General features: G+C 41.1%; 15 protein-coding genes. 5 read left to right on the top strand and 10 right to left on the bottom strand.

Features of this window, described 5'->3' with window-relative positions; translation table 11 throughout:
* The 7 genes from spoVAC to mgtE all read right to left on the bottom strand — a co-directional run bounded on the left by spoVAC (position 1) and on the right by mgtE (position 5,138).
* On the bottom strand, positions 1–471 hold the full coding sequence (gene spoVAC, locus ABOA58_RS06990; protein WP_034314464.1) for a stage V sporulation protein AC: 471 nt from the start codon (positions 469–471) through the stop codon (positions 1–3).
* A 17-nt stretch (positions 472–488) separates the two neighbouring features.
* Positions 489–986 carry a YhcN/YlaJ family sporulation lipoprotein gene (locus tag ABOA58_RS06985; RefSeq protein WP_350301754.1) on the bottom strand — a complete coding sequence of 166 codons (498 nt, stop codon included), beginning with the start codon at positions 984–986 and terminating at the stop codon, positions 489–491.
* A gap of 291 nt (positions 987–1,277) precedes the next feature.
* Entirely contained in the window at positions 1,278–1,643 is a 366-nt protein-coding gene (locus ABOA58_RS06980; protein ID WP_133348680.1) for a DUF1360 domain-containing protein, read from the bottom strand.
* 14 nt (positions 1,644–1,657) lie between these two features.
* Positions 1,658–2,230 (bottom strand): hypothetical protein, encoded by a 573-nt coding sequence (locus ABOA58_RS06975; protein WP_350301753.1) that lies wholly within the window; start codon positions 2,228–2,230, stop codon positions 1,658–1,660.
* A gap of 11 nt (positions 2,231–2,241) precedes the next feature.
* Positions 2,242–2,556, bottom strand: a complete 315-nt coding sequence (locus ABOA58_RS06970) for a hypothetical protein (RefSeq protein ID WP_350301752.1) — start codon at positions 2,554–2,556, stop codon at positions 2,242–2,244.
* Between the two features lie 303 nt (positions 2,557–2,859).
* Positions 2,860–3,633: an enoyl-ACP reductase FabI gene (gene fabI, locus ABOA58_RS06965; RefSeq protein WP_350301751.1), complete on the bottom strand. Its 774-nt coding sequence runs from the start codon at positions 3,631–3,633 to the stop codon at positions 2,860–2,862.
* Between the two features lie 134 nt (positions 3,634–3,767).
* Entirely contained in the window at positions 3,768–5,138 is a 1,371-nt protein-coding gene (mgtE, locus tag ABOA58_RS06960) for a magnesium transporter (protein ID WP_350302812.1), read from the bottom strand.
* A gap of 122 nt (positions 5,139–5,260) precedes the next feature.
* On the opposite strand from mgtE, the gene prpE reads away from it, so the two are divergent.
* Entirely contained in the window at positions 5,261–6,004 is a 744-nt protein-coding gene (gene prpE, locus ABOA58_RS06955; protein WP_350301750.1) for a bis(5'-nucleosyl)-tetraphosphatase PrpE, read from the top strand.
* A gap of 87 nt (positions 6,005–6,091) precedes the next feature.
* On the opposite strand, the gene ABOA58_RS06950 is transcribed toward prpE, so the two are convergent.
* The 3 genes from ABOA58_RS06950 to ABOA58_RS06940 are packed head-to-tail and all read right to left on the bottom strand — an operon-like array spanning position 6,092 to position 8,473.
* A complete protein-coding gene (locus ABOA58_RS06950; RefSeq protein ID WP_350301749.1) occupies positions 6,092–6,991 on the bottom strand; it encodes an RluA family pseudouridine synthase in 900 nt (299 codons plus the stop codon).
* Positions 6,992–7,008: 17 nt separating this feature from the next.
* Positions 7,009–7,803 carry an NAD kinase gene (locus tag ABOA58_RS06945; RefSeq protein ID WP_053534153.1) on the bottom strand — a complete coding sequence of 265 codons (795 nt, stop codon included), beginning with the start codon at positions 7,801–7,803 and terminating at the stop codon, positions 7,009–7,011.
* Positions 7,804–7,852: 49 nt separating this feature from the next.
* Positions 7,853–8,473, bottom strand: a complete 621-nt coding sequence (locus ABOA58_RS06940) for a GTP pyrophosphokinase (RefSeq protein ID WP_034314484.1) — start codon at positions 8,471–8,473, stop codon at positions 7,853–7,855.
* A gap of 317 nt (positions 8,474–8,790) precedes the next feature.
* On the opposite strand from ABOA58_RS06940, the gene ABOA58_RS06935 reads away from it, so the two are divergent.
* The 4 genes from ABOA58_RS06935 to ABOA58_RS06920 all read left to right on the top strand — a co-directional run bounded on the left by ABOA58_RS06935 (position 8,791) and on the right by ABOA58_RS06920 (position 11,584).
* On the top strand, positions 8,791–9,369 hold the full coding sequence (locus ABOA58_RS06935) for a CYTH domain-containing protein (protein ID WP_350301748.1): 579 nt from the start codon (positions 8,791–8,793) through the stop codon (positions 9,367–9,369).
* A 20-nt stretch (positions 9,370–9,389) separates the two neighbouring features.
* The gene (locus tag ABOA58_RS06930; protein ID WP_434547767.1) at positions 9,390–10,055 is read left to right on the top strand and encodes a lytic transglycosylase domain-containing protein; all 666 of its coding nucleotides are present in this window, start codon (positions 9,390–9,392) and stop codon (positions 10,053–10,055) included.
* A 234-nt stretch (positions 10,056–10,289) separates the two neighbouring features.
* Positions 10,290–10,694 (top strand): globin, encoded by a 405-nt coding sequence (locus ABOA58_RS06925; RefSeq protein ID WP_350301746.1) that lies wholly within the window; start codon positions 10,290–10,292, stop codon positions 10,692–10,694.
* On the top strand, positions 10,691–11,584 hold the full coding sequence (locus ABOA58_RS06920; RefSeq protein ID WP_377409009.1) for a ClpXP adapter SpxH family protein: 894 nt from the start codon (positions 10,691–10,693) through the stop codon (positions 11,582–11,584). Before ABOA58_RS06925 ends, ABOA58_RS06920 begins: the two co-directional genes overlap by 4 nt.
* Positions 11,585–11,736 lie beyond the last annotated feature (152 nt).

Genomic DNA, 11,736 nt, shown 5'->3' with positions numbered 1-11,736 from the left:
TTAGCCCCCAATCATTAGGTAAATCGTTTTTATCAACGCCACGACAAAGGCTGAAAATACTCCAAATAAAATAACCGATCCGGCCAATTTAAACATATTGGATCCAACTCCAAGTACAAAACCTTCCGTCCGATGTTCGATTGCTGCAGAAATGACTGCGTTACCGAATCCCGTGACAGGGACGGCACTCCCTGCCCCCCCAAACTGGCCAATGCGGTCGTAAAACCCGAAACCGGTCATCAAAAGGGCCAGAAACACCATGGTAGCTGTTGTCGGACCTCCTGCTGTCTGCTCCGTAAAGTTGAAAAAATAAATATAGAAGTAGGAAATGGCTTGTCCCACTATGCAGAAAATGCCACCTACTAAAAAGGCCTTCAAACAATTCTTCACTATTGGTCTTTTAATTTCATGCTTCCCTTGAAGCTCTTGATACGCATCCTGTATTGGGGTCGTTTTATCCTTGCCGCTCATATTGCTGAACCTCTCTTCTAAATTAATTCTTTTTGAAGTTCCTCAATTTCCTTGAACTTCTTCCTAGCCTTTTTCTCGGGTACATCTTTTTCCTTAAGTAACTCGTTCAATCTTACCGATTCCAAAAAGATTTTATAATCGCTAGATACGATAAAATCATTTTTGGGAAACTTCTCTTCCAGATTTTCAGTCACAGTCTTTTCAATTTTCTTCATATGAAAACGTTGTAAGTGCTTAACTTTATAAGCGACGATAATCTTTTTGTCGTTTTTCACGACGATCACGTCATAGATCGTGTCTTCATTAGCAACTGTTTCCTTGACCTTTGAGATCAGTCCCTTTTCATCCTTCTCATCCATCCCATTAATGATATCCATCGGTTCAGGATTCGTTCGTTTAATCATTGCTAAATTCTCCGTTTTTCCATCATTCTTATTGCTGCATGCAGTAAGCACACACAAAACAACTATAAAAACCAGAAAGCTGACCTTAAAATACCTTCCTTGTCTGAACATAGAATCACATCCTAATTTATCGTTCTATTGTTATTTTCTTGTTTAACTGTTTTTTTATGAATGGTAGGATTAGGAAATAAAAAAACCTTTCCGAAATGGAAAGGTTTTTTTTACTCAATAGCCTTTATTTTTATTGTTATTATTACAGCCACAGTCTTTCTTGATTTTGACCGGTTGATCTTTTTTCATCGGTTTGGCATAAGCCCATGGATTCTGTTTCTGATTCAATTTATGACTCCTCCTTTAACATCTATACCATACTATATGAACGAAGAGACAAGTTGTTTCCAATCATATGTCCATAATTTTGCTGATTATGACCTCAATTATCGCTCCTACTGCTGCGACGGCAAGGATTAATATCAGTACGTCGCCTATAAACCAATGTTGGATATAAAGGAAAACCAGAAAAAGGCTGACCCAGACACCCACGCACCAAAAACAGCTTAGCAATTGACCAATCCAGCCAAGCAGGCCCTTTTCCTTGGGCATTAAAAATATTTCCACAATTCCTTCTTCATTTTTTTCCTCTATCTCTTTAAAAAATGGGCTGCGTAGCGGCTCCATGATTTTATCGAAAACGATCAAGCGTGTCAGCCTGAAGGAAGCCAAGCCTAATATGATAAATAAAGTAAATTCATTTTGTGGGGGAAACATTTAATATTGCTCCTTCACTTGGATTCTTCAATTATTTTGGCATCGATAATATCCGGCAGACCCACGAAACGGATATGGTTCCCTCTTTTAATCTTCACTGATTCCCCCTTCATTCCCAACACATGAAACTGAAGCGTTTCCCCGTTAATAACAGCCTCACATAGTGGCTTTGGAAAACCTTGATGATTGGATAAGCGGGAAATGATGTCCCGGGAAGAATCTTTCTTCTCAACCTTTTTCCTTTTTCTCTTAACTGGCTTTTCGTTTTCCTGTTCTATTGGTTCAGGATGTTCCATTTCTTCAACGGGAGTTTGCTCAGGGACATATTGTTCGGTGATTTTCCTTAATCCCGTAATCTCCTTTTCAATTTCCTTCATGGCATCATAAACACCAAATTCGCGTTTGACTTGTTCGATTTTTTCTTCTTTATTCTCGGCTTCTTCCTGAAGTTCCGGCTCAACGCTGTCTTGAGGTTTAGCCTTTTTCGTCCGAAAATCACTTTGCATATTTCCACGCAGATCTGATATTTTTGCTTGATCGACATATATAAGTGGTTTGGATTCCTTATCGCCATTTTTCTCTGACATGAAAACCCTCCTTAATATTTCAGAATATCCACGGACTGCAGCTGTTCCATTTGGTATTGGACAACTTTTTTCCCGAATTTATGCCTTATGAACAAACTGGATTCTTTTTTTTGTTCCAATTTTCCGAATAGTGTACGGTCATTGATGATGAACTTACAAACAGGCTTAGGTGCAAAGGCTGGAAGTCGGGACAATAGCTCCACCAATTCCTCGGCGGTATATGAAGTGCTGATATTTTTTTCATGCAAATTGATATGTCTCTTCAGCGTATTTTGTATGGTTTGTTTTCCATCAGCACAAGGCAGACCAACTTTCTTCACGTCCATGATGCCCCTCCTTCTTTTTCACGAATAGGGTCGAAAGCAGGTTTATGCCGATTCTCGCAAACAATGAATATCCACTCTATGTATCATTTATATGAAATTCACCCTTCTTTATGCTGGAGATGTGCCACTCCCCAAAAAAAGGACACTAACCAAGCTTAAGGGTGTTGGGGATTAGCGGAGAAAACTAAAACATTCGAAGATGAAAAAATCGGAAAGATTTCAATTGAGGATGAGCAACTAAAGATACCTTTCAGAATGGAAAATCAACAAAAAAGGGACCGATATCGGCCCCCTCCTTTACTGTTATCCGATTATATGATAACCAGAATCCACATGGATATTTTCCCCGGTAATCCCGCGGGACATGTCACTTAATAAAAATACTGCCGTATCCCCTACTTCTTCAGGAGTCGTTGTACGACGAAGCGGTGCTTCTTCCTCAATCTTCTTTAAAATTGTATTGAAGTCACGAACACCTTTAGCGGATAAGGTACGGATAGGTCCGGCTGAAATTGCATTCACTCGAATGTTATCTTTGCCAAGATCACTTGACAGGTAACGGACATTGGCTTCAAGTGAGGCCTTGGCCACTCCCATTACATTATAATTAGGCATGACCCGTTCACCGCCAAGATACGTCATTGTCACAATGCTGCCACCTTCAGGCATGATTTCCTTCGCCGCTTTAGCTACAGCCGTTAAAGAAAATGAACTGATATTATGGGCAAGCAAAAACCCTTCACGGCTCGTGTTAACGAACTCACCGTCCAGCTCTTCCTTGTTAGCGAATGCTACACTGTGTACCACGCCATGAATGATACCTGCTTCTTCCTTAATCGCCGCAAAACATTTATCAATGCTTTCATCCTTCGTTACATCACATTGTAAAATGATGGAGGGCTCCCCTTCCAATGTAGAAGATAGTTCCCTAACGCTATTCTCCGTACGGTCTTTTCCGTAAGTGAAGATCAGCTTTGCGCCTGCTTTATGTAAGGAACGGGCAACTCCCCATGCAATACTTCTTTTATTCGCAACACCCATTAAGACAAATGTTTTTCCTTTTAATGAAAAAGTCATCGTATGTGACCTCCTATTTTTTAATACAAGTTATTAGTACCTGCTACTAATGACAGTATATCAAATTTCCTTTGATAAAAACACCGTTTTCTAAAGTCCTCTGGGAATCCCCCTCCAAGAGGGCCTTCTTTAGCTTATAGTAAATAACCCATGAATAATGTAGCTAATCCGAAGTAAATCAGGATACTGATAATGTCATTGATGGTTGTGATGAATGGTCCGGAAGCTACCGCCGGGTCGATCTTCATTTTATGCATGAGGAGCGGTACAAGCGATCCCGCGAGTGTGGCGACTATCAATGTAATGAAAATAGATATGCCGACCAATAAACCGAGCATTAAATCCCCTTGCCAAATATATACGATTAAAATGATGGCTATTCCACATGTCAGGCCTGTGATGAGGCCTGTCCCAGCCTCCCGCAAAACTAGCTTCCACTTGCTATCCTGCTCCAAGTCCCCTGTTGCAATTCCCCGTACTGCAACAGCCAATGCTTGAGTTCCTGTGTTGCCAGCCATTCCGCCTATCAATGGAATAAATACAGCAAGAATCGCTTTTTGGCTAAGTGTCTCCTCAAAACGGCCAATCAGGCTGGCGGTCAATAAACCTAAAAACAAAAGGATGATCAACCATGGCAGCCGTTTCTTAGCAGCAGAAAAGGGACTCTTATCAACATTGTCCAAATTTGATACACCCGCCAATTTGGAATAATCATCAGATGCCTCTTCATCCATGACATCAATGATATCATCAACCGTAATGATCCCTAACAAATGGTTTTGGAAATCGACGACAGGCACGGCAAGGAAGTTATAGTCCCTTATTTTTCGTGCCACCTCTTCCTGGTCTTCGGATACAGGTACGGAAACTACCCTGTCATCCATTAAATCACCGATTAAAGCATCTTCATCAGCTATGATCAATGTCCTGAGCGATAAAACACCAAGCAGCTTCTTATCCTGATCGGTAACGAACACATAATATATCGTTTCCGCTTCCGGAGCTTCCCTTTTTAAGATCTGCATGGCTGATCGAGCCGTTTCGTTTGCTTCAATGGCAATGAACTCTGTCGTCATGATGCTTCCTGCCGTAGATTCCTCATAGTTCAGAAGCTCCTGGATTTCACTTGCCGCTTCATCATCCATGATGGTCAAATAGCTGACGGCCTGCTCATCATTGATTTCATTCAGGACGTCAGCCGCATCATCCGCATACATATTGGAAAGCATATCGGCTGCATAAGAAGGAGTCATTTCAGCCAGCAGGCTTTCGTAATCCTCTTCATCTATTTCTATATTTTCAAAAAGGTCCGCCATTTCTTCCGGTGACAAATATGTGTAAACGACGGATCTGAATTCATCTGACAAGCTTGTATAAAATTGAGCCTGATCATATGGATGCATTTCAAGGAACTCCGTACGAAACTGATCCAGATTTTCCGTTTTAAGTGCTTCAAGCAAAAGCTCGTTATTCATTTGACTGCTCTCCCGCTCCCGGTCCTTCATCTCCTCCATAACTCTACACCTCCTAAAACATATTTTTTCATTTCCTCGTTTATATTTTATTTTTTTTAATAATACTATACTAATACCATAAACATAGACAAAACAAACAAAGGATGTGTCAAATGAACATCGATATCATAGGGGACATTCATGGATGTTTCGCTGAATTCAGGCAGCTGACCGAAAAAATGGACTATACATGGGAGACTGGATTTCCTGTACATCCCTCTGGAAGGATACTCGGCTTTGTAGGGGATTTAACCGATCGCGGTCCAAATTCCCTTCAAGTAATCGAGATTGTCCATGAATTAGTCATTAACCAAAATATAGCAAGGTATGCCCCAGGTAACCACTGCAATAAATTATATCGTTATTTTTCAGGCAATAAAGTTCAAATATCGCACGGTTTAGAGACTACTGTAGCTGAATATGAATCACTGAACATCCGGGAGCAGAAGAAGATCCGTAAAAAATTCATGGATCTGTATGAACGTTCCCCACTTTATCAACTGATTGATGAAGGGAGATTGATCATTGCCCATGCAGGAATTCGCAGTGACTATATTGGTCAATATAGCAGTAAAGTAAAAACCTTTGTCCTCTATGGTGATATCAATGGCTCCAAACATCCCGATGGGTCACCGGTCAGGAAGGACTGGGCCCAAACATACAAAGGGGAAACATGGATCGTATATGGACATACACCAGTTCCTGAAGCTAGACGAGTCAATCATACATACAATATTGATACTGGCTGCGTCTTTGGTGGAAAACTGACCGCTGTCCGTTATCCCGAAATGGAGCTTCAAGAGGTGCCTTCAACCATGCCATATATTGCGGAAAAATTCAGGACATCTTTTGATTAACCAAAAAAACTCGCCATCTTGGTGAGTTTTTTTTCGTCTATGGATTTTTTCATAAGCTTGAATCGTTTTAATGCACCGGTTATAAAGTCAACTTCCCTCGAGCAAACGGGTCATATCTTCTGGTAACTCTTCTTGAAACAACATCATCTTCTTGGTGAAAGGATGTAAAAATTTCAATTCAAAACAATGAAGGGCTTGGCGAGGGATACCTTTCCTGTTCCCTCCATATAAATCATCACCAGCCAGCGGGTGTCCAATATGCGCCATATGGACCCTGATTTGATGTGTACGCCCTGTTTGGAGTTCTAAATTAAGGAATGTATGGGACTCTGTGTGGGCCAATACCTTAAATAGGGTACAGGCATACCGGCCATCCTCCCTGACTTCCCGTTCAATGATGCTGGTCGATTTTCTTCCGATTGGCGCCACTATCTCTCCTACAGGACCTTCAACGATTCCTTCAGCTATGGCTTGGTATCTCCGTTTAACCTGTCCTGATTTTTGCTGTTCACTTAAAAGGTGATGGATATGCCGGTGCTTGGCAATTAAAACCAGACCTGATGTGTCCCGATCAAGACGTGTAACTATATGGATCGTTGCCTGTATTCCCGTCTTCCTATAATAACCCGCCAAGCCATTCGCCAGACTGCCGTTGGGATGCTCGCGTGAAGGAATGGTATTCATGGAAGGGGGCTTGGCCACCACCAATACAAACTCATCTTCATACCTGATATTCAGGGGGATGGGTTCCGGCAAAAGGCCTTCGCTTGCCTGCTCCGGCGGAAATATGACGGTGACGATATCGCCTGTTTCTATCCGTTCCCTTACGGTTACTTCTTCGCCGTTCAACTGGATATATCCACCTTTAAACTTAATATCCGTTAATGCTCGTTTTGAAATATCGCATTTGTTGAGAAACTCTCGCAATAAAGAGCCAGAATCCTCTTCAAAAACCGACCAGGTCAAAGAAAAGTTTTGATTTGACATGAGGTGAGTCTATCTCCTTAATTAGCAATAAATGAATCATGCACTCTTTTCCAGAAAGGAAAAGGGCGGAATCTGGCGAATCGGATCTTCTCATCTGCCACTCGGCACTGTATCGACTTTACATTTTCCTGAAGCAAGGACAAATGGTCGACGGTAATTTGAAAATTGACCGCATTGACCGGCCTGAACATACAAGTATGATGTGCCGGCAGCAGAAGTGGCGATCCTACCGTCCTAAACACCCGGTTATTAATGGATGCCAATTCGGTAATCTGGATGGCATCGATTGATGGATGGACGATGGCCCCGCCAAGCGCCTTATTATACGCCGTGCTTCCAGATGGCGTTGCAATGCATAAACCATCTCCACGGAATGTCTCGAAATGCTGGCCGCGAATTTCAACGTCCATGACGAGCGTCCCTTCAACACTTTTGACTGTCGATTCATTCAAAGCCAAAAATCTGGCTTCCCGTCCACCATGCTGATAACGGACAATTGTTTCGAGGAGTGGATATTCCACTATTTGAAATGGTGTTTTTGCTAAAGCAATCACCAATTTTTCGATTTCATCAGGGGTCCAATCTGCATAAAAACCAAGATGTCCTGTATGTACACCAACAAAGGCGGTTTTATCCAATCGATTCTTATAACGGTGAAAAGCATATAATAAAGTGCCATCACCACCGACAGATATGACAATATCCGGCTGATCTTCGTCATATTCCAAATGAAAGTCCTGAAGATACGTTCGCATCCTTTGCATTAAAGTATTCGATTTCGCATCTCCTTTTGACGTAATCGCAAATTTCATGTAATCCCACCTTCAATTTAGATTTCTTCTCGTTTACCCATTTATGCGTTCAAGAATCTTTCTTCCTGGAAAAAAGACGCTGTGCTTCCTGGATTTCCGTACGGATTTGCGACATCTCTGCATCAAGCAGGAAGGCAGCTTCAGCTGCACGTTTGAGTCGCAGTTGAATATCTTCCGGGAAAATGCCTTTATATTTATAATTTAAAGAATGTTCGATCGTCGCCCAAAAATTCATCGCAAGGGTCCTGATTTGAATTTCGGCAAGGATATTTTTTTCGCCATGGATCGTCTGGACCGGATAGCGGATTACAACATGATAAGAACGGTAGCCGCTTGCTTTTTTATGCGAAATATAATTTCTCTCCTCGACTATCTCGAAGTCATTGCGACCTCGTAATAGTTCAACTACCTGTTCGATATCATCCACGAACTGGCACATCATCCGAAGCCCTGCAATATCCTGTATTTCCGTTCCCAATTTATCAATGGGAATATCCTTCAGGCTCGCCTTATCCAAAATGCTGACAATCGGCTTTACCCTGCCTGTTACAAATTCGATCGGTGAGTGAATATTCTCTCTCTCAAACTGTTTCCTTAATCCTTTTAGCTTAACCTTTAATTCTTCGACAGCCTGAGTATAAGGCGCCAAGAAATCGTCCCAACTCTCCATTGCCACACCACCTATATCTATCTAAAAAGCGCCTGTTCAACTCTGGTATGGGCAGAACGCTCTCCTAAATCCAGCAGTCACATGACTTTATGCCAATTCACCACTGGATCCAATTAAATCTTTCTAGCAAAAAGTATGTATTAAATTTCTATATATACGATATACCATTTCTCATGCTCAACGTTTATATTTTATCATATCCTGCAATTGATTCCTAAATATTCAAGTACAATAGCAAAAAATTATTGAATCCAATTTGACAGCTGGAATGGTTCTTATATGATTAACCTAAGAATCAGCCAGAAAGGATGGAACACATGAACCAGCATATTGAAATTGAATTTAAAAACCTCTTAAGCGAAAAAGAATTTCAGCAACTGATCGAATACTTTCATGTCGGGGCATCAAACTTTAAAACACAGAAAAATCATTACTTCGATACACTCGGATTCACTTTGAAAAATCAAGACTCTGCCCTTAGGATCCGCGAGAAAAACGGGCGTTACGAGCTGACATTAAAACAGCCCGCTACAGAAGGATTATTGGAAACGAATCAAGATATCTCTGAAGAAACCGCTAATGCGTTTCTGAATCATAACACATTCCCTGATGGCCAGATCCAACTTCTTATCCTCGAATGCGGAATTGATCCAAAAGACTTTACCTGCTTTGGGACATTAAAGACGGACCGTTTTGAATTTCCTTACAAAGAGGGTTTACTTGTTTTAGATCATAGTTCTTATTTGAATCAGGAAGACTTTGAGCTTGAATATGAAGTGACGGATGCAAACGCCGGGAAAAAAAATTTCCTGACCCTCCTTGAAACCCTTCAAATTCCGGTAAGGGAAACCGAAAATAAAGTAAAGAGGTTTTATCGAGCCAAATTCCAAAAATAACTGTTTGAACCCATTCGGAGGTGGAGAGTTTGAAAATCCAAGATTTCAAAACGTTCATGGAATTGCAGGCAATCCAGCAATTCACAAATGGCAACAACACAAATGCAAATTCATCTCGATCCATTTTCCAGGACATGCTCTCGGAACTGGTTTCGGGTGATGCTCTTGAAGGCGCTTCGCAGACATTGGGTTCCCTTTTATCACGCGTGGAAGCGGAAACGAAGTCCTTCCTTCAACCCGGCGGCCTGACATCCATGAACATCAACCCGGTATCCACTGCCCCTGCTGACAATGAGAGCAGTGAAACCGCAACAAATTATGATCATATCATCAGCCAGGCGGCCAGCTTATATAATCTCCCGGAAAAACTGATTAAGTCCGTCATTAAACAAGAATCGAACTTTAACCCTGAAGCCACCAGTTATGCGGGTGCAACTGGCCTTATGCAGTTAATGCCAGCAACTGCAAAAAGCCTTGGGGTGGATGATGCAACCGATCCGGAACAAAACATCATGGGCGGGAGTAAATATTTAAGTCAAATGATGGCACGTTATGACGGGGACATCCAGATTGCCCTTGCTGCTTATAATGCAGGGCCTGGAAACGTAGATAAATATAACGGCATCCCCCCCTTTAAAGAAACTCAGAACTATGTTCAGAAAGTTTATGGGACATTTTCAAGCTAAAGCAAGCTGACCCTGTTTATTTGTGAAGGGTCAGTTTTTTCATGTCTATATATTCTTTTTCCACGAATTGTTAACAAATCGTAAAGCACCCCAAAACCTTTCATTTCCGGATCATTCCCCTGTGTCATACTACAGATGTAAAATTTTCTTTAAGCTATATATTTGTTATATCAGGACGTCATTGATAAAATATGAATAAATATCAACCATCTTTCTTTAAAAGGAGTAATCAACATGATGCAAGGGAACCCTACACCATATGAATTAATTGGAGAAGGGCAATTACACAAGTTAATTGATGTGTTTTACTCCAACGTTAGTCAACACCCGGATCTGCAGCCAATATTCCCTGACGATTTAACAGAAACGGTCCGTAAACAAAAACAATTTATGACTCAATATTTAGGCGGTCCCTCTTTATATACAGAAGAGCATGGCCATCCTATGTTGCGGGCTCGACATATACCTTTTGAAATTACACCAGAACGTGCGAAAGCATGGCTCTCATGCATGTATCAAGCTATGGACGAAGTTGGCCTTGACGGTGAGATTAGGGAGTTTTTCTATCACCGTCTCTATTTGACGGCACAGCATATGATCAATACATCCGGAACTGACGGGAAAGGAGAAGGCAGTTGAGCGCACAAAAACCAGTTTTCAATATTTCCGATTGGATCAAGACGCAGCATTGCTATGATATAGGAAAAAAGCCAATTGAAATTTATGTTTTTGTTGATCCGCTTTGTCCCGAATGCTGGGGCTTAGAACCAATTATTAGGAAATTACAGATAGAATATGGCCAATTGTTCAGTTTACGCCATGTTTTAAGCGGTAAAATCGATTCTCTTAATATGGGGAAAAATAAAAATTATGAAAACATTGCTCAAGTTTGGGAAAAGACTGCCAGCCGCTCGGGAATGTCCTGCGACGGAAGCCTTTGGTCTGAAAACCCAATCTCTTCTCCATATACAGCTTCCATCGCAATAAAAGCAGCGGAATTGCAGGGCCGTAAATTGGCCATTCGCTTTTTAAGGCAGCTTCAAGAATATGTATTCATAGGAAAAAAGGATATATCCAATATCGAAGTCTTGACCGAATGTGCCAAGATGGTTGGATTGGATGTGGAAGAATTCCTTTATGATATCAATTCTTCCAGTGCAGCCAAAGGCTTTCAATGTGACATGAAGATCACGAGCGAAATGGAAGTGACTGAAATACCCTCCCTTGTCTTTTTCAATCAAAATATTGAAGAAGAGGGAATAAAAGTTTCAGGTGTCTATTCTTACGAGGTATATGTTCAAATTTTAGAAGATATGCTGAATGGTCTTCCAGCCCCTGCAAACCCCCCCTCTCTCGAAGAGTTTTTAAGCTGTTTCAAGCTAGTGGCCACGAAGGAAATTGAAACCGTTTATAATATGAATAAGAATAACGTCGAGTTGGAAATGAAAAAGCTTGTTTTAAAACAGTTGGCAGAGAAAATTCCTGCTAAATACGGAACGTTTTGGAGATATACAAAGAAGCAGTCATGAATTTGACTGCTTCTTTGTTTTATTAAAGGAAAAGCCATGCAATCAAAAGATTGCATGGCTTTTTATAAGAAAATAAGGGGATGGGAGAAATTTTTCACGATCAAACAAAGGGGTATAAGTTTGTTTGTGATTCACTTCACAATAAATAATAT

This window comes from Peribacillus frigoritolerans (assembly GCF_040250305.1).
Lineage (GTDB): Bacteria > Bacillota > Bacilli > Bacillales > DSM-1321 > Peribacillus.
The sequence above is the reverse complement of the archived record's forward strand: the minus strand, read 5'-3'. Positions and strand labels throughout refer to the sequence as shown.

Coding starts and splice junctions, on each gene's coding strand:
- ABOA58_RS06935 (WP_350301748.1), top strand. CDS start 8,791: ATGAACCAGCATATTGAAATTGAATTTAAAAACCTCTTAAGCGAAAAA.
- mgtE (WP_350302812.1), bottom strand. CDS start 5,138: ATGAAGGACCGGGAGCGGGAGAGCAGTCAAATGAATAACGAGCTTTTG.
- ABOA58_RS06925 (WP_350301746.1), top strand. CDS start 10,290: ATGATGCAAGGGAACCCTACACCATATGAATTAATTGGAGAAGGGCAA.
- ABOA58_RS06940 (WP_034314484.1), bottom strand. CDS start 8,473: ATGGAGAGTTGGGACGATTTCTTGGCGCCTTATACTCAGGCTGTCGAA.
- ABOA58_RS06950 (WP_350301749.1), bottom strand. CDS start 6,991: ATGTCAAATCAAAACTTTTCTTTGACCTGGTCGGTTTTTGAAGAGGAT.
- ABOA58_RS06970 (WP_350301752.1), bottom strand. CDS start 2,556: ATGGACGTGAAGAAAGTTGGTCTGCCTTGTGCTGATGGAAAACAAACC.
- ABOA58_RS06945 (WP_053534153.1), bottom strand. CDS start 7,803: ATGAAATTTGCGATTACGTCAAAAGGAGATGCGAAATCGAATACTTTA.
- spoVAC (WP_034314464.1), bottom strand. CDS start 471: ATGAGCGGCAAGGATAAAACGACCCCAATACAGGATGCGTATCAAGAG.
- fabI (WP_350301751.1), bottom strand. CDS start 3,633: ATGACTTTTTCATTAAAAGGAAAAACATTTGTCTTAATGGGTGTTGCG.
- ABOA58_RS06985 (WP_350301754.1), bottom strand. CDS start 986: ATGTTCAGACAAGGAAGGTATTTTAAGGTCAGCTTTCTGGTTTTTATA.
- ABOA58_RS06975 (WP_350301753.1), bottom strand. CDS start 2,230: ATGTCAGAGAAAAATGGCGATAAGGAATCCAAACCACTTATATATGTC.
- ABOA58_RS06980 (WP_133348680.1), bottom strand. CDS start 1,643: ATGTTTCCCCCACAAAATGAATTTACTTTATTTATCATATTAGGCTTG.
- prpE (WP_350301750.1), top strand. CDS start 5,261: ATGAACATCGATATCATAGGGGACATTCATGGATGTTTCGCTGAATTC.